General features: G+C 38.4%; 13 protein-coding genes. 8 read left to right on the forward strand and 5 right to left on the reverse strand.

Annotated elements, in window-relative coordinates:
- The first annotated feature begins 20 nt into the window (after nt 1-20).
- Nucleotides 21-1,166 (forward strand): AEC family transporter, encoded by a 1,146-nt coding sequence (locus AAY42_RS13935; RefSeq protein WP_055397945.1) that lies wholly within the window; start codon nt 21-23, stop codon nt 1,164-1,166.
- A 17-nt stretch (nt 1,167-1,183) separates the two neighbouring features.
- Here AAY42_RS13935 and radA read toward each other — a convergent pair whose 3' ends face one another.
- From radA to panC, 5 genes are all read right to left on the reverse strand, one after another.
- A complete protein-coding gene (radA, locus tag AAY42_RS13940) occupies nt 1,184-2,542 on the reverse strand; it encodes a DNA repair protein RadA (RefSeq protein ID WP_055396269.1) in 1,359 nt (452 codons plus the stop codon).
- A 77-nt stretch (nt 2,543-2,619) separates the two neighbouring features.
- Entirely contained in the window at nt 2,620-3,762 is a 1,143-nt protein-coding gene (locus AAY42_RS13945) for an alpha/beta hydrolase (RefSeq protein ID WP_055396271.1), read from the reverse strand.
- 26 nt (nt 3,763-3,788) lie between these two features.
- Nucleotides 3,789-4,754, reverse strand: coding sequence for a lysylphosphatidylglycerol synthase transmembrane domain-containing protein (locus AAY42_RS13950; RefSeq protein ID WP_055396273.1), 966 nt, complete (start codon nt 4,752-4,754; stop codon nt 3,789-3,791).
- A gap of 2 nt (nt 4,755-4,756) precedes the next feature.
- Entirely contained in the window at nt 4,757-5,107 is a 351-nt protein-coding gene (gene panD / locus AAY42_RS13955; RefSeq protein ID WP_055396275.1) for an aspartate 1-decarboxylase, read from the reverse strand.
- A 13-nt stretch (nt 5,108-5,120) separates the two neighbouring features.
- Nucleotides 5,121-5,969 carry a pantoate--beta-alanine ligase gene (gene panC, locus AAY42_RS13960; protein ID WP_055396277.1) on the reverse strand — a complete coding sequence of 283 codons (849 nt, stop codon included), beginning with the start codon at nt 5,967-5,969 and terminating at the stop codon, nt 5,121-5,123.
- 102 nt (nt 5,970-6,071) lie between these two features.
- Between panC and AAY42_RS13965 the strand changes: the two genes are divergently transcribed.
- From AAY42_RS13965 to AAY42_RS13995, 7 genes are all read left to right on the forward strand, one after another.
- The gene (locus AAY42_RS13965) at nt 6,072-6,881 is read left to right on the forward strand and encodes a glycogen/starch synthase (RefSeq protein WP_055396279.1); all 810 of its coding nucleotides are present in this window, start codon (nt 6,072-6,074) and stop codon (nt 6,879-6,881) included.
- Nucleotides 6,882-6,886: 5 nt separating this feature from the next.
- Nucleotides 6,887-8,764 (forward strand): DUF4270 family protein, encoded by a 1,878-nt coding sequence (locus tag AAY42_RS13970; RefSeq protein WP_055396281.1) that lies wholly within the window; start codon nt 6,887-6,889, stop codon nt 8,762-8,764.
- Between the two features lie 127 nt (nt 8,765-8,891).
- On the forward strand, nt 8,892-10,739 hold the full coding sequence (gene glmS, locus AAY42_RS13975; RefSeq protein WP_055396284.1) for a glutamine--fructose-6-phosphate transaminase (isomerizing): 1,848 nt from the start codon (nt 8,892-8,894) through the stop codon (nt 10,737-10,739).
- Nucleotides 10,740-10,946: 207 nt separating this feature from the next.
- Nucleotides 10,947-13,745 carry a TonB-dependent receptor gene (locus tag AAY42_RS13980; protein WP_055396286.1) on the forward strand — a complete coding sequence of 933 codons (2,799 nt, stop codon included), beginning with the start codon at nt 10,947-10,949 and terminating at the stop codon, nt 13,743-13,745.
- A 13-nt stretch (nt 13,746-13,758) separates the two neighbouring features.
- The gene (locus tag AAY42_RS13985) at nt 13,759-15,396 is read left to right on the forward strand and encodes an SGNH/GDSL hydrolase family protein (RefSeq protein WP_055396288.1); all 1,638 of its coding nucleotides are present in this window, start codon (nt 13,759-13,761) and stop codon (nt 15,394-15,396) included.
- Between the two features lie 161 nt (nt 15,397-15,557).
- The gene (gene atpD / locus AAY42_RS13990) at nt 15,558-17,066 is read left to right on the forward strand and encodes a F0F1 ATP synthase subunit beta (protein ID WP_055396290.1); all 1,509 of its coding nucleotides are present in this window, start codon (nt 15,558-15,560) and stop codon (nt 17,064-17,066) included.
- Between the two features lie 3 nt (nt 17,067-17,069).
- Nucleotides 17,070-17,348, forward strand: a complete 279-nt coding sequence (locus tag AAY42_RS13995; protein WP_055396292.1) for a F0F1 ATP synthase subunit delta/epsilon — start codon at nt 17,070-17,072, stop codon at nt 17,346-17,348.
- The last annotated feature ends 36 nt before the right edge of the window (nt 17,349-17,384 follow it).

The following is a 17,384-nucleotide window of genomic DNA, read 5'->3' on the forward strand; positions in this document are numbered from 1 at the left end:
CCTTTCCAAACCTAATTACAATGAATCTTGCGCTTCAAAAAACATTGGAACTCCTAGTCATAATAGGGTTAGGTGTGCTACTTCAAAAAAAAGTTGTCAAACAAGACCTAAAAGGAGTAAAAACACTTATTCTTAGTGTCGCTTTGCCTGCAACTATATTTGTTGCGTTGTTAAAAATTGAACTAAAGGGAAGCCTACTGGCCCTTCCAATTCTTGCACTAACCTTTAACTTATTAATGTTGTTGGCCACCAAATATTTTCTTGCCATTTCTTTGCCAAAAAAAGAGGATGCCAAAAAAAGAACGCTAATGATGCTTTTGCCTTCTCTGGCGCCGGGATTATCTTGTTTTCCTTTTATTGTGGTATATCTGGGAGATGATTATTTAGCTCTTGCAGCACTTGCAGATGTTGGAAACAAGGTATTTGGACTCATTCTTTTGTACATGTTAGCCATGCATTGGTATCATCTTAGAGCTGTAAAGAACCATTTAGTGTCTGCCAAAAGTAAAATGCGAAGCTTAGTCATGTCATTGATCAATGAACCCATTAATATCGTAATAGTGGTTGGCCTTTTGCTTCTAGCACTTGGATTAAGCTTGTCTTCATTGCCGGGGTTTCTCCAAAACACGGTATTGAGCTTAAAAGTTTTGATGACACCTTTGGTTTTGTTGTTCATTGGAATGGCGGTTAAAATAAAATCAGGAGAATTTGGGTTTATTCTGAGTTTATTATTTCGAAGAGCAGGAATAACCTTTTGCTTATCGGCGCTTTTTGCAACATTTTTTCCGGCGTTGACCCCAGCCTTAATCCTATTGCTGGTTGTATTCCCTCAAAGCTCCTGTAGCTTTTGGCCGTTTGCCCATATGAGTGCGGTAAACTCGCTTGAAGAAAAAGATGAACAAAAAAAGCCAACGTTTAATATTGATTTTGCAGTGAATGTTCTTGCATGTTCGCTTCCATTTTCTACAATATTGATTATTTCTATTCTTTCTTTTGGGGATTTTTTTGCGTCCGCCAGCACTTTATTCTTGTTTGGAGGTACATTTATTATTGGTTCTTTTCTCCCTTATCTTTTATCGAGACTTAAAAATGGTAACAAAAAGACAATTTCTACGTCAGAATTATCAAAAATGGCTTCAGGCCCATGTCTTGAAGAAAAGGATTGATTTCTTTTTGGTTTCTTTCAAAAAAGAGATTTGACCACATCCTCAATTTTTGAAACCAATTGAACATTGATGGAAGTGTTCTTTAGTCCAATTTTATTATTTTTTGAAACATAAATAGCGGTAAAACCTAATTTTTCGGCCTCAAGAATACGTTGATCGATCCGTTGCACGGGTCGTATCTCTCCTGCCAATCCCACTTCGGCTGCAAAACAAACCCCTTTTTCAATGGGAATATCTGAATTGCTAGACAGGATAGCGGCTAAAACTGCAAGGTCAATGGCGGGGTCATCAACAGAGATTCCCCCAGTTATATTGAGAAAAACATCTTTTGCCGCCAGTTTAAAACCCGCTCTTTTTTCAAGAACAGCTAAAAGCATATTCAAACGTTTGGCATTAAATCCAGTAGCAGAACGCTGGGGAGTGCCATAAACGGCAGTGCTTACCAAAGCCTGAATTTCTATCAATAATGGACGCATGCCTTCAACGGTGGAAGCAATAGCAGTTCCGCTAAGGTCTTGATCATTCTTTGAAATAAGAACCTCAGAAGGATTGTTCACCTCACGAAGCCCACTTCCCTGCATTTCATAAATCCCTAATTCTGCCGTTGAACCAAATCGATTTTTGAGCGAACGAAGAATTCGGTATACATAATTGCGGTCTCCTTCAAACTGCAATACGGTATCTACCATATGTTCCAAAATCTTGGGTCCCGCTATGGCTCCGTCTTTGGTGATATGGCCTACCAAAATTACGGGAGTACTGCTTTCTTTGGCAAATTTGATAAGCTCAGCCGTGCTCTCCCTTATTTGTGAAATACTCCCTGCCGCAGATTCAATATAATCCGTATGCAAGGTTTGGATGGAATCAATAATTACCAAGTCCGGCTCTACAGTACTTATGTGCTGAAAGATGTTTTGTGTTTTGGTTTCGGTTAGTATGTAGCAGTTTTCACTCTCTGGATGAATGCGGTCAGCCCGCATTTTTATCTGTTTTTGACTTTCTTCTCCAGAAACGTAAAGTGTTTTGTATGCTAGTTTTAAGGCAATCTGCAAAAGCAGGGTGCTTTTTCCAATTCCTGGTTCACCTCCCAATAAAATCAAGGAGCCAGGAACAATACCTCCACCCAAAACCCTATTGAATTCTTGATCCTGTGTATCTAAACGAAGCTCTTTTTCATTGGATATTTGAGAAATCCGAACTGGTTTTGTGACTTTTTTGACTGCATTGGAATCGGTCTTCCAGGTTCTTTTTTCTTCTTTTTGAACCACTTCCTCTACAATCGTGTTCCATTGTTTGCAGGAAGAACATTGTCCAATCCATTTGGGATATTGGGTACCACAGTTTTGACAGAAAAAAGTTGTTTTGGTTTTGGCCATAAACCTTTTTGGTTTTGGCTAAAGATATTCATTTTGATGGATTGCAAGAAGAATGCCCACCGCTAAAATTTGATGTTCTAATATCCAAAGTCTGCTTTAAGGGCATCAATTTTTTCCAGTGCCATATCCTTGGTCAAAAAGTCAATTTCTTCCATTTGGAATGCTTTTTCAAAGGTTTTGAATGCTTTTTTGGGCTCTCCAAGTTCCTCATAGTACTCACCTTCAAAATAGAAACCAAGCATAGTCTCTGGAAATTGTTTTTTGCAGAGTTCAGCCAGCGGCTTTAATGATTCTATATCTTCTTTTTTAAGACATGCCGCATAAATAGCCATAATGTCGTTTAATTCCACTGGTTTTTCGAAACCAAGGAGATTTTCAATCATATCATACCTGTCTTCCAGATACTTGAACACTGGATCGTTTGAAGCCAGTATTTCGGTTTTGTATTCTTTTGGGGTGATAGGCCTAAATATTTTAAACACATTGTCAAACGCCTTACTAATTCCATAAGCAGCTATGGAAACATGGTCCGCTTCATCATATTCATCAAAAAAATAATGCAATGATTCTTTGCTGATTGATTTAAGGGCATTGTTCATTTGAAGGATTCGTTGCCTATCCTCGGTTTTTTCCTTTTCCAAAACAACATTGTAAAAGATTTCTTGGTTTAAATCTGATAACCTGGAAGGAACCCTGCTTTCCATTTCGGTAGCCAATACTGGAGAAATGCTCAGATATGAATTAAAAAGGGACTTGTCCTTAAATAAAAAGTAATTTCCAAAATTTGCCGTAATATCATAGCCAATGAACATTTTAAAGGGGGCAACGCTGTATTGTGTTTCTAAAAACGGAATGAGCTCTGTACCTAAAAATTCATAAAATTTTGCACCTTTTTCAGTAGGCAGACCTGTGGTTTGTTCAAAGTCGCAATCTTCCCAACGTATGTCATCTTCAGCCTGATCTACACCTACTATAATAGCTTCTGGCATTCTCTGGTGCCTGCTATAAAATTTAGCATTGGCTACAACCATGTCAAAAAGATATTCGGCATCCAAAACCAGAATTAGGGGATATTTTTTTTCTTCGGAATAATCCTCTGGAAAATAATAAGAAACTCCCCTTCTTTCTTGAAGCTTGAAGGATTCAAAAATTTCTTTTTTTACTTGGGCGCCAAGATTAAAGCACAGTAGGCCTATCAGTAGAAATAGACATCTTTTCATTTGGTCAAGTTTTATTGGGTAGGGGTTTACCGATTTCTATTCAATAACGGTAAGACAATGAAGGATATTGTACCAAAAACAACCACCATTAGAGTTTGTGCTGTCCACATGATCCAGCCATAAGCATCTCCAGAAGTTTTGCTCACTCCATAAACGGAAAGTGCCGCTGTAACCACAATTGGGAAAAGACCTAAACCACCGTTTGTGGCCGCCATGGCAAATGCGCCTGCAACAAATGCAACAAGAAATGCGCCCAAAGGAAGATCTGTGGTTTCGGGCACGGTAAATTTAATAACCCAGAACATGGCAATATAACATGCCCAAATAAAAAACGTATGAAAAATAAAAGCTCCTTTGTTCTTCATTTTGAAAATGCTAAGCACCCCATCTAAAAGACCATTGAGAAATGTTTTGATCTTTGTTGCCAATTTGGAGGTGGATTTTTTTATTAATCGAATGGCTATAAACAAACCGAGTACACCAACAATTAGAATCATCAGCGACCCTACAAGGCCAATTCCTTTTTCTTGAAGAATGCCCAGAATTACATCGGTCTGGAACAATAGGGCGGTAATAATTATCAACAAGAGCATAATCACATCAATAATTCGCTCAGTAACAATTGTTCCAAACCCTTTTTCAAAAGGAACATTTTCATAGGTAGTCAATGCCGTGGCCCTTAAAAACTCTCCAGACCTAAGCACCAAGGTGTTGGCAAAATAGCTTATTAGAATGATGAGTACATTATTGATTAGCCTTGGCTTATAGCCAAGTGGCGCTAAAAGATAGTTCCAACGAATGGCTCTAGAAATATGGCTTAGGATACCAATAAAGATTGAAAGAAAAACCCATAGTAAATTTGCATTTTGTATGGATTCAAGAATCTTTTTTCTGTCCTCTGGAGAAGTTGTGGAAAATGAATAGAAAACAAGCCCAACTCCAATGAGTATAGGGATTGCAATTTTGAGAAATTTTTTGAGAGAATTGCTCAAAACTAGTTTAAAAGATTGGTCTCTTCATTGGGGAAAACCAAAGCAGGGTTGAATGATTTTGCTTCTTCAATGTCCATTAAGGCGTAGGTTATCAGAATTAATACATCGCCAACGGCCACTTTTCGAGCTGCTGCTCCGTTAAGTGTGAGTTCTCCCGAACCTCTAGGACCGGGTATGGCATAAGTCTCCAATCGTTCACCGTTGTTATTGTTCACAATTTGGACTTTTTCTCCTCGAATAATATTTGCGGCGTCCATTAAATCTTCATCAATGGTGATGCTACCTATATAGTTTAGGTCCGCCCCTGTAACTTTTACTCTATGAACTTTAGACTTTACAACTTCTATTTGCATGGTGCAAAATTAATTAATTCAATCTTAGGTTGTCTATTAAACGAACGTCGTCTGCGTAAACGGCAATAAACGCCCTATATTTTCTATCTACCTGTTTTTTAAGCATTGGGGTTAGCGTGTCTTCATCTGTAATTTGAAAATACTCTAAATCCAATGTGGTGTTTTTTTCAAATTGGGACTTAACCCATTCACTAATGGTATAAGCACTTTCCGTGCCAAATTTTGTCTTGGCAGTTAGTAGGGTTTTATAAATAAAACTTGCCTCTGTCCTTGTCTTTTTTGAAAGACGTTCATTGCGTGAACTCATGGCCAATCCGCTGGGCTCTCGTTCAATTGGGCAGCCGATTATTTCAAATGGCAAGTTCATGGAATCTACCATTTTTCTAATAATCTGAAGTTGCTGAAAATCCTTTTCGCCAAAGTATGCCCTGTCTGGGGAAATTGTTCTAAGGAATAGCTCAACTATTGTACCCACACCATCAAAATGCCCTTCTCTAAATTCGCCCTCCATGACTTTGTCCAATCCATCAAACGCATACGTTTGTGACTTTATGCTTGATCCGTAAATCTCATCTACGGTTGGAGTAAAAACCACAATCTTTTCTGAAACACTCTTTAACAGATCAAGGTCCTTTTTTATATCTCGAGGATATTTTTCAAGATCATCCTTTTTGTCAAATTGAGTGGGATTCACAAAAATACTCACCACAACCACATCATTGGCCAACATAGCAGTCTTTACAAGTGAAATATGACCTTTGTGCAAAGCCCCCATGGTAGGCACTAAGCCTATGTCATGGTTTTTGTTCCGTTCCTTTTGTAAGAAACGATTAAGTTCATTTTTAAGGTCAAATACTTTCATACATAGATTGAAAAGCGTGCAAAAATACTATAAATACTGCTAATCGGCATAATTTTTGTACTTTTGCAGCTACGTTTTTCAGATAAGCAAAAGAAAGTGTTTATGAATGGTAAAAAGATATTGTTTGTATCTTCTGAACTAGTGCCTTACCTCCCAGAGAATCAAGTTTCCTTAATGTCTTACGAAGCACCAAGAATGGTCAATAGTAATGGGGGACAAATACGTATTTTTATGCCAAGGTATGGAAATATTAATGAGAGAAGGCATCAACTGCATGAGGTAATCCGTTTATCCGGAATGAACTTGGTAATCAATGATATGGATATGCCTCTTATCATAAAAGTGGCATCAATCCCAAAGGAACGCATACAGGTTTACTTCATAGATAATGAGGAGTATTTTAAAAGAAAGGCGACGTTTGCAGATGTTGACGGGAATTTATTTCCTGATAACGACGAGCGTGCCATCTTTTTTGCAAAGGGAGTTGTAGAAACTGTAAAGAAATTAAACTGGTCTCCAGATATTATCCATGTCCATGGCTGGATGGCATCCTTACTTCCACTATACCTACGTGAATATTATAAGGACGAGCCTCTTTTTGCTGATAGCAAAATTGTTACTTCAATCTATGATAATGGTTATGATGGGGAACTGGATAGTAAAATGATAAATAAAATTGCTTTTGACGGTATTTCCGAAGAAAATATTTCAGCACTTTCCACTCCTGACTATAATAATTTGTTAAAAGTTGCAGCAGATTATTCCGATGCGATTATTTTAGCCTCGGAAGATGTGTCAGAGGACTTAAAGAGTCATATTGCCAATCTTTCCAAACCAGTACTGCCTTATGTTTCGCTTCAAGAAGCTGAGGATGCGTACACAAATTTCTATACAACAGAAGTTTTAAAATAAATTGCATGAAATTTTCAAGGAATATAATGGTGTCAGCCTTGGTTGGCACTTTATTCGTAATATTTGCTTCTTGCGAAGAGGAGTTGGGTACAATTGGAGAAGGAGTGGTTGCAGGAGATCCTTTTACCACGGACAAGCAAGTATTTGATGTCTTTGCATATAACAAGAAGATAGAGGCTGTTCAAACAAATAGGTTGCCACTATATCAAGTTGGAATTTTTAACGATCCAATATACGGAAGGACTGAGGCGCAAATTACAACTCAGATGGTAATCAGCTCAGGAAATCCCATTTTTGGAGATATCAGGCAACAAGTAGAAGATTTAATGGACACTAGTGGAGCTACTGATACTATCCCAGAAAATGAAACAGTAACATCTGTTTTTTTACATATTCCTTATCAATTGACTCCAGCAGCACTAAGAGATTCTGATTCAGATGGTGTCCAAGAGGGTATAGATAATGATGACACGGATCCAAGTACGGATGAGGATGAAGATGGTCTTACAGATAATGAAGAACGTATATTGGGCACGAATCCTTTGGATGCATTGGATCCAGATGCAAATGGTGATGGAACAATTAGCGATGAAGAGCTGGAGGGTATTTCTGCTAATACATTTCCAATAGAATATAGTTTGGATAGTATTTATGGAGATCGAAGCTCATCTTTTAAATTTAAAGTGGAATCATCCACGTATTTTTTGCGCGATTTAGATCCCAATACTGGTTTTCTAGAGGCACAGGAGTATTTTTCGACACAATCTTTTTCTCCTGAATTTGTGGATCAAGTATTGGTGGATACAACATTGACCATAAGTAATGTTGATACTATTATTTTTGAGGAAGATGACCCAGATACAGATGATATTGATGAGTCAGAAACTGTAGCAGACAGAATATTGCCAGGTATTAGGGTTGAACTGGATAAGGATTTCTTTCAAGAGAATATTTTGGATAAAGAAGGAAGTTCAGAACTTTTAAATCAAGCTAATTTCAGTAACTTTTTAAGGGGATTGCATTTTTCAATTGAGGATAGTGAATTACTCTTTCTGTTGGATTTGACACAAGCCAGTATTACCATTACATACGAATACACCAATTTTAATAATAATGCCACCACTGACGATACTACTGATGATTTCACCGAACAGGAAGAAGAGGAATTTACCTTAAGCCTGATTCAAGTATCGGGGGGGAATGCAGTTAATACTTTTATTAATGAAAATTATCCTGGTGATATTACTTCTGCCATGGATACCGGTGAAAACGCATCCCGTATTTATCTTAAAGGAGGAGCCGGATCTTATTCCGAGATTAAACTTTTTGATGACGCGGACATAGATCGTGGTAAAGAATTTATAGAGCAAATTAGAGCCAATAATTGGATTATTAATGAAGCAAATCTGGTTTTTTATGTGGACAGGGATGCTTTGGATGCAGTTGGTGGAACTAGTGAACCTCCACGTATTTATTTGTATAATGCTGAAACTAATCAAGCATTGTACAATATATCAACAGAAAATTTTGACGATTCGGGTTCCTCCTTGGGAGAATATTTGAATTATGACGGTATACTTGAGGAGGTTAATGAGGTGGACGATGATTTTGAGAATGGCTTAAAATATACCATTCGCATCACCGAACATTTAAATAACATTATTGTAAGGGATTCGTCCAATGCCACACTAGCACTAGGGGTTTCTTCAAATATTGGTATTACTGCTGTCACAGAGTCAATGGCTGCAGGAGGATCTGTGATTGATACTCCTGTTATGTCAGATATTAATCCATTAGGCACTATTCTTTTTGGAAGCAATGTGGGAGCTGATGCTGAAGATAAAAAATTAAAATTGGAGATTTTTTACACCCAGGCGAATTAAAAAGTCAATATAAAAATACAACTTGCTAACTTTTCACGTTTTAGGACTGAGAAGATTGCTTTTACTTCCCCCAATAGATTGTAAATTTGTGATTCTGGCTCATTGTTTAACAAATTAATTCTTTCATATGTGCGGTATTGTTGGTTATGTTGGTCATAGGGATGCTTATCCCATAATAATTAAAGGTTTACAACGACTGGAATATCGAGGATACGATAGCGCAGGAATTGTGCTGTTTGATGGAGAAAATACGCATCTTTCCAAAACAAAAGGAAAAGTAGAGGACTTAAAGAAAAAAGCAGAAGCCACAATATCTACAGAAGGAAAATTAGGCCTGGGACATACAAGATGGGCAACACACGGTGTTCCGAATGATGTAAACTCACATCCACATTATTCCAACTCAGGTGATTTGGTAATAATCCACAACGGTATTATTGAAAATTATGATGCCATTAAGAAAGCATTGATTACAAGGGGATATACTTTTGAGTCAGATACCGACACAGAGGTATTGGTAAACCTTATAGAAGAGGTTAAGAAAAAAGAAGGAGTCAAGCTGGGGAAAGCCGTTCAAATTGCATTGAACCAAGTTGTTGGTGCCTACGCCATAGCTGTTTTCGATAAGAATAAACCTGATGAGATTGTAGTAGCCAAACTAGGAAGCCCTTTAGCTATAGGCATTGGTGAAAACGAATATTTTATAGCATCAGATGCTTCACCATTTATAGAATTTACCAATAACGCAGTGTATTTGGAAGATGAAGAAATGGCGGTAATCCGTATTGGTAAGGAAATTAAATTGCGAAAAATCAAGGATGATGCAATAGCTTATCCCAATATTCTGGAACTTCAATTAAATCTTGAGGAAATTGAAAAGGGAGGGTATGATCATTTTATGCTGAAGGAAATCTATGAGCAGCCACGAGCAATTTTAGATACATATAGAGGAAGACTTTTGGCAGATCAAGGTATAATTAGGATGGCTGGAATTGACCAAAATTTAGAGAAATTCCTAAATGCTAATAGAATAATTATTGTTGCCTGTGGAACATCATGGCATGCTGGACTTGTGGCAGAATATATCTTTGAGGATTTGGCAAGAATTCCTGTAGAAGTTGAATATGCTTCGGAATTCCGGTATAGAAATCCTGTAATAACTGAAAATGATGTTTTAATCGCAATATCCCAATCTGGTGAAACAGCTGATACCTTGGCCGCAATAAAATTGGCCAAAGAAAGAGGGGCATTTGTTTTTGGGGTGTGCAATGTTGTGGGCTCATCCATAGCCAGGGAAACACATGCAGGAGCTTATACCCACGCAGGACCTGAAATAGGTGTGGCTTCCACTAAAGCATTTACAACCCAGATTACCGTACTTACGCTAATTGCATTAAAACTGGCAAATGAAAAAGGTGTTTTTTCCAAATCTAGATTCCACGAATTTTTAACGGAACTTGAAGCTATTCCTTCTAAAGTGGAAAAAGCATTGCTGTCAAATGAAATTGTGGAACAAATTTCAGAGATATATAAGGACTCTACAAATTGTTTGTACCTGGGTCGAGGATACAATTTCCCAGTTGCATTGGAAGGAGCATTGAAATTAAAGGAAATAAGCTACATTCATGCGGAAGGATATCCGGCCGCTGAAATGAAGCATGGCCCAATCGCCTTGATAGATGAGCAAATGCCCGTAATTGTTATTGCAACAAAAAAGGGACATTATGAAAAAGTGGTCAGCAATATTCAAGAGATTAAATCAAGAAGTGGCAGAATCATAGCCATAGTTACAGAAGGAGACAAAACCGTCAAGGAATTGGCAGATCATGTTATTGAGGTTCCAGAAACATCCGAAAGCCTTACACCATTATTAACTACAATACCACTGCAATTGTTATCATATCATATTGCCGTTATGAGAGGTTGTAATGTGGATCAACCTCGAAACTTGGCAAAATCGGTTACCGTGGAGTGACCTAAGCAAATCTGAAAAACACGATAAATTGATTGATTTTAGCTCTTTTTTTGTTAAAATCGTACTTATATCACCCTTTTTTTAGGAAAAAAATACTATGCATGCATAATTTTTTTCATTTTTGTAGATATCAAATGAAAAAAAATGTATCTTCCGCGTCCAATACTTAACGTATACTTAAAACTTTTTAACTCAAATTAAAAGCTAATGAGAAGACTAATAATCATTTCTCTTATGCTGTTCGGTGCCGCATCTTATGCGCAGACAACAGTACAAGGAAAAGTAGTTGATGAAAACAATGAACCCATTCCAGGGACCAATGTAGTGCTGGTTGGTAAAGCCGAAGGAACCACTACTGATTTTGATGGTAATTTCACATTCAACACTTCGGAACAACCACCCTTCAAACTTCAATTTACATCTATTGGCTATTCGGATTTTGTTGCCGATGTAACAGCTAACAACCAAACACTGTCAATAACACTGGGTGAGACCTCTACACTTTTGGATGAAGTTGTAATATCGGCTTCTAGAACACCAGAAAGAATCTTTGAGTCTCCAGTTACGGTAGAACGTTTTGGACTTAAAGAAATTGAAAATACAGCTTCTGCTGATTTTTATGGAGGGCTGGAAAATCTAAAAGGAGTTGATGTAAATACCAACAGTTTAACATTTAAGTCAGTTAACACAAGAGGTTTTGCAACTTTTGCCAATACTAGATTTATGCAGTTAGTGGATGGAATGGACAATTCTACCCCCGCACTTAATTTCCCTATTGGAAATTTGGTGGGTATGATTGAAACGGATGTGCTGAGCGTAGAACTTTTACCCGGTGCTTCATCTGCCCTGTATGGTGCAAATGCCTTTAATGGAATATTATTTATGCGTAGTAAAAATCCGTTTGATTATGAAGGCATAAGTGTTTCCATAAAAAGGGGTATTACATCCCAAGCAGCCGCTGGAGATAATTCCTATACCGATGTTGGCATACGAGCAGCACATAAATTCAGCGATAAATTTGCGGCCAAAGTCAATTTCGGTTATTTGAAGGGTACAGATTGGGCAGCAAACAGCTTACAGGGGAAAGATGAAAATAATTTTGCCATTACCGGAAGTACCAGAGCTAATGACCTTGACTATGATGGTGTCAATGTTTATGGAGATGATTTTTCTATTGATATTAAGGATGTAGCGCTTACCTTAGAAGGATTGGGAGCTTTACCTGCAGGAGCCAATGCCTTGGTCCCATCAGTTGAGGTTAGTAGAACGGGATACAATGAAAGCGATCTGACAAATTATAATGCAGAAAGTATTAAGGCAGATTGGGGTCTGTATTTTAGACCTTGGGCAAATGACTTTGAAATATCCTACGTAGGTAAGGTAGGTACAGGTTCAACTATTTATCAAGGTACCAACCGTTACAACATTAATGGGTTCTTTCAACAACAACATAAAATTGAGTTTAGAAACGACAATTTCTTTCTAAGGGGGTATGTAGTTGCAGATAAAGCGGGTGACTCATACGATATGGTTTTTACTGGAGTTAATATAAATCGCTCTTGGAAAGATGACAATACTTGGTTTGGGGAGTATGCAGGAACATTTGTTCAGGCTACCTTAGGAGGTGCTACCGAAGAGCAAGCGCATGCCGCTGCAAGGGCTCAGGCTGAATCTGGCCGTTTTGAACCGGGATCTCCTGAATTTCAAGCAGCTTTTGATCGTGTGATTCAAGATCCTGACCTAACAAGTGGTTCACAATTTAAAGATGCCTCTAAATACTATCATGCAGATGGTAATTACAATTTTAGCCACTTGACAGATTTCGCTGAAATACAAGTTGGAGGTTCATTTAGACAATACAGCTTAAATTCTTTCGGTACTATTTACACGGATCTTGATGGACCTATAGACTATTCTGAATTTGGAATCTATTCCCAGATACAAAAGACCATCGATTTACAAGGAGAAAAAAGTTTAAAACTTACAGGTTCAATTCGTTATGATAAGTCTGAATTTTTCGATGGATTCTTTTCTCCCAGACTTTCTGCAGGTTTTACAGTCAATAGAGACCATAATGTTCGGGCATCTGTACAGACTGGTTTTAGAAATCCAACCACACAAGATTTATTTATAGGCTTGGATGCAGGTAGTGCCATTCTAGTGGGTTCCGCTCCTGAAAACCTAGAGCGATATACAAGGGATTTTGATATTAGTGGGGGTGGACAACTTTTAGGCCAGCCTACGAGTATAACCCAAACTGGAACAGCTGCTTATACAAATTCTTATACCAGAGCTTCAGTTGAAACACTAGGTGAAACAGGGAATCCGGCTGATTTGGTTATAGCAAACCCTGACGTCGTAAAACCAGAACAAGTAACTTCTGCTGAAATAGGATATAGGGGAAAACTTGGTAAACTTGTAGTTGATTTTAGCACCTACTATAACAGTTACAAAGACTTTATTTCCCAAGAAGTGGTGTTGGCTCCTTTTTACGGAACTGTTGGTGATGGATCACTTTCGGTTGCTGCTATTTCCAATGGAGATTTTCAAGCATATAGCACATACACCAATTCCGAAGCGGATGTCAACTCCTATGGTGCCTCATTGGGGCTAACTGCTAAGGTGTTTGGTAATTTTGATTTAGGAGGAAGCTATACCTATACAAAACTGGATTTTGACAGAGAAGCAAATCCAGATGTGATGTTGAATTTCAATACACCTGAGCACAAGTTCAAAGCGTCTTTTGGGAATACGGAATTATTTAAAAATTTCGGTTTCAATATAAACTATAGATTTAGTGACGACTATTTTTGGGAAGCTACGTTTGCCGAAGGTGCTGTGCCGGAATTTCATGTTTTGGATGCGCAGGTCAATCTAGAGGTGCCAAGTATCAAATCTACATTCAAACTTGGGGGAACCAACTTGACCGGTGAAGAATATTTTACTGCTTTTGGAACTGGTTTAATAGGTTCAATGTACTATGTGTCTTGGACCATCAACAACTAAATTTTAGATTAAAATGAAAAACTCAAAATATTTTGTCCTCGCTTTAACTACGGTTTTTGTAGTGGCGTGTAATGAATTGGAAGATGTTGATATATCTTCACAAAATGAAGTCCAGGTTGAATTGCCGGAACTAACTGCAGGTTCCGTAGACTTTAGCAATTATGTGTCCTTGGGAAATTCGCTTACCGCCGGTTTTACTGATGGTGCTCTTTTTCAGGCCAGCCAGTCATTTTCACTTCCAAATATTATGTCGCAAAAATTTGCGCTTGCAGGGGGAGGAACCTTTGTTCAGCCCTTGACAAATGATAATTTAGGAGGTCTTGCAGCTGCTGGGAATAGAATTCAAGGTCCAAGACTTGTATTTGGAGGCTCAGGACCAGTTTCTTTAGAATCGATAATTGGAGATGTTACTGTTACTACAGATATAGTTCTTAATAACCCATCGGGGCCATTTAACAATTTAGGTGTTCCTGGAGCAAAAAGTTTTCATTTACTGGCGCCAGGGTATGGTAATTTAGCCAACCTAGAAGCTGAATTGGCCAATCCATATTTTATTAGGATGACGGGAACGAACCCAAACATAAGTGTGTTGGAAATGGCAGCTTCACAATCACCTACTTTCTTTTCTTTATGGATAGGAAATAACGATGTTTTAGGCTACGCTACTTCGGGTGGAGATGGAACAAACCCCTTAACACCTGTATCGGGTGATCCCGGTGTAGGCTTTGACGGTACTTATGGTGCTTTGATTACTACACTTACGGCAGGAGGAGCAAAAGGTGTTGTGGCCAATATTCCCAATGTAACGAGCATACCTCATTTTACAACGGTACCACATAACCCTTTAGACCCTACTAGTGAATCTTTTGGGCCTTTAATTCCTACGCTAAATGGAATTTTTGGACAGCTAAATCAAGTCTATACGTTTCTTGGATTTCCGGAACGATCTATTGAGTTTTCATCTACAGCTGCAAGTGAGGTTGTAATTAAAGATGAAACCTTGGTTGATTTATCGGCAGAAATTGCAGGGGTGTTGACTGAAAGCCCAACATTCCCAGCTTTCGTGGAATCATTTGGATTGCCTGCGGCGGCGGCACCTACGGTTGCAGGTCTATTTGGAGCTATATATGGACAAACAAGAGAGGCTACAGCAGATGATTTATTTGTTTTACCAAGTTCAGCGGTAATAGGTACTGTAAATACAACTTCAGTGGGGAATTTAGTTTTGGCAGGTTTATCTCAAGAATTGGCAGGTCAGTTTTCGGTTGAAGGAATTACCTTGCCTCTGGAAGATAAATGGGTATTACTTCCAAGTGAACAAGAAGAGATTGCAACTGCCACAGCGGCATTCAATGATATCATTGCAGCGACTGCTGGCCAAGCTGGTTTGGCATTGGTAGACGCTAATGCTTTGTTGGATCAATTGGCAAGTAGTGGTATTACAAGTGGAGATTTCACATTAACATCAAATCTTGTTACCGGAAGTGCATTTTCTTTAGATGGAATTCACCCAACGGCAAGAGGTTACGCTTTGTTGGCCAACGAATTCATGAGAGCAATAGATGCTACATACGGGTCTAATTTTGAAGCATCAGGGAATTTTGTCAATGTAGGCAACTACCCTACCAACTATTCACCAACGTTACAATAACTATATAATATATAACTATTATAAAAACGCCTTCATTTGAAGGCGTTTTTTATGGTTAAAAAAAGAGCTAAGTAGTTTCTTGTTTAAGATTGATAACATATCTTTGCAGCCGGAAAAAAAGCAGTTTTTTCCTTCGTATTCAATTAAAAATAAACACAGTAATGTCTAAAGTTACAGGTAAGGTTGCACAGATTATAGGCCCGGTCATTGACGTTGAGTTTGAGTCGGGAACAGAAATCCCAAAGATTTATGATTCTCTAGAAATTAACAAAGCAGATGGTTCCAAATTGGTTTTGGAAGTACAATCGCATGTTGGCGAAAATACGGTTCGTACCATTTCTATGGATTCTACGGATGGTTTAAGCAGAGGAGTAGAGGCCCACGCTACAGGAAGTGCAATTCAAATGCCTATTGGCGAGGATGTTTATGGACGTCTTTTCAATGTAATTGGAGATGCAATTGATGGGATGGAAAATCTACCAAAAACTGGAGACAACGGACTTCCAATTCACAGAGAAGCTCCAAAGTTTGAAGATCTTTCCACGTCTACCGAAGTACTTTTTACAGGTATCAAAGTAATCGATTTGATTGAGCCTTACGCAAAAGGAGGTAAAATTGGATTGTTTGGCGGTGCGGGTGTTGGTAAGACCGTATTGATTCAGGAATTGATCAACAACATTGCAAAAGGACACGGTGGTCTTTCTGTATTTGCTGGTGTTGGTGAAAGAACAAGAGAAGGAAATGACTTGCTTCGTGAGATGTTGGAATCGGGTATTATCAAATATGGAGATGATTTCTTGCACTCTATGGAAGAAGGTGGATGGGATTTATCCAAAGTAGATAAAAAAGCAATGAAAGAGTCTAAAGCGACTTTCGTTTTTGGACAGATGAATGAACCTCCAGGAGCACGTGCTCGTGTTGCTTTGTCAGGATTGACAATTGCTGAATATTTCCGTGATGGTGCTGGAGATGGTCAAGGGAAAGATGTACTTTTCTTTGTGGATAACATCTTCCGTTTTACACAAGCTGGTTCAGAAGTATCTGCCCTTTTGGGAAGGATGCCTTCAGCGGTAGGGTACCAACCTACTTTAGCAACTGAGATGGGTGCCATGCAAGAAAGAATTACATCAACAAAAAGAGGTTCCATTACATCAGTACAGGCGGTATACGTACCTGCGGATGATTTAACGGATCCAGCTCCTGCCACAACCTTTGCTCACTTGGATGCTACTACGGTACTTTCTCGTAAAATTGCTGAGCTAGGTATTTATCCTGCGGTGGATCCATTGGATTCTACTTCAAGAATTTTGACTGCTGAAGTTTTAGGAAAAGAGCATTATGCATGTGCACAACGTGTAAAAGAGTTGTTGCAACGCTATAAAGAGCTTCAAGATATCATCGCTATCCTTGGTATGGAAGAACTTTCAGAAGAAGATAAACTGGCAGTAGGTAGAGCAAGAAGGGTACAACGTTTCTTATCTCAACCGTTCCATGTTGCCGAGCAATTTACGGGTATCCCTGGGGTATTGGTAGATATTAAGGATACAATTAAAGGGTTTAACATGATTATGGATGGTGAATTAGATCACTTGCCAGAATCTGCCTTTAACCTAAAAGGAAGTATCCAAGATGCTATAGAAGCTGGAGAAAAAATGTTGGCTGAAGCTTAAGATATGTATTTAGAAATTGTATCACCAGAAGCTACGTTATTTGCAGGTGAAGTAACCTCTGTTACTGTGCCGGGAATAAATGGCGAATTTCAAATGTTGCAGAATCACGCACCTGTGGTTTCCTTACTTCAAAAAGGAGATGTTAAGGTTCAGGGGGATATTACCATTGATGAAGATTTTCAAAATAAATTTTCCAAAGGCCCAAATGGCGAGACTGTGCTGTCCATTACCAGCGGAACAATTGAAATGAAAGACAACAAAATAATTGTTTTGGCTGATTAAGCCAGTTTTGTTATCAAAAAATAAAGGCCCAACTCT

The sequence above is a fragment of the Flagellimonas eckloniae genome (genome assembly GCF_001413955.1).
GTDB lineage: Bacteria > Bacteroidota > Bacteroidia > Flavobacteriales > Flavobacteriaceae > Flagellimonas > Flagellimonas eckloniae.

What these genes read in the sequence shown, in the direction of transcription:
- radA (WP_055396269.1), bottom strand. Translation starts at nt 2,542, where the DNA reads ATGGCCAAAACCAAAACAACTTTTTTCTGTCAAAACTGTGGTACCCAA.
- panD (WP_055396275.1), bottom strand. Translation starts at nt 5,107, where the DNA reads ATGCAAATAGAAGTTGTAAAGTCTAAAGTTCATAGAGTAAAAGTTACA.
- AAY42_RS13995 (WP_055396292.1), top strand. Translation starts at nt 17,070, where the DNA reads ATGTATTTAGAAATTGTATCACCAGAAGCTACGTTATTTGCAGGTGAA.
- AAY42_RS13970 (WP_055396281.1), top strand. Translation starts at nt 6,887, where the DNA reads ATGAAATTTTCAAGGAATATAATGGTGTCAGCCTTGGTTGGCACTTTA.
- AAY42_RS13980 (WP_055396286.1), top strand. Translation starts at nt 10,947, where the DNA reads ATGAGAAGACTAATAATCATTTCTCTTATGCTGTTCGGTGCCGCATCT.
- AAY42_RS13935 (WP_055397945.1), top strand. Translation starts at nt 21, where the DNA reads ATGAATCTTGCGCTTCAAAAAACATTGGAACTCCTAGTCATAATAGGG.
- AAY42_RS13965 (WP_055396279.1), top strand. Translation starts at nt 6,072, where the DNA reads ATGAATGGTAAAAAGATATTGTTTGTATCTTCTGAACTAGTGCCTTAC.
- glmS (WP_055396284.1), top strand. Translation starts at nt 8,892, where the DNA reads ATGTGCGGTATTGTTGGTTATGTTGGTCATAGGGATGCTTATCCCATA.
- atpD (WP_055396290.1), top strand. Translation starts at nt 15,558, where the DNA reads ATGTCTAAAGTTACAGGTAAGGTTGCACAGATTATAGGCCCGGTCATT.
- AAY42_RS13945 (WP_055396271.1), bottom strand. Translation starts at nt 3,762, where the DNA reads ATGAAAAGATGTCTATTTCTACTGATAGGCCTACTGTGCTTTAATCTT.
- panC (WP_055396277.1), bottom strand. Translation starts at nt 5,969, where the DNA reads ATGAAAGTATTTGACCTTAAAAATGAACTTAATCGTTTCTTACAAAAG.
- AAY42_RS13985 (WP_055396288.1), top strand. Translation starts at nt 13,759, where the DNA reads ATGAAAAACTCAAAATATTTTGTCCTCGCTTTAACTACGGTTTTTGTA.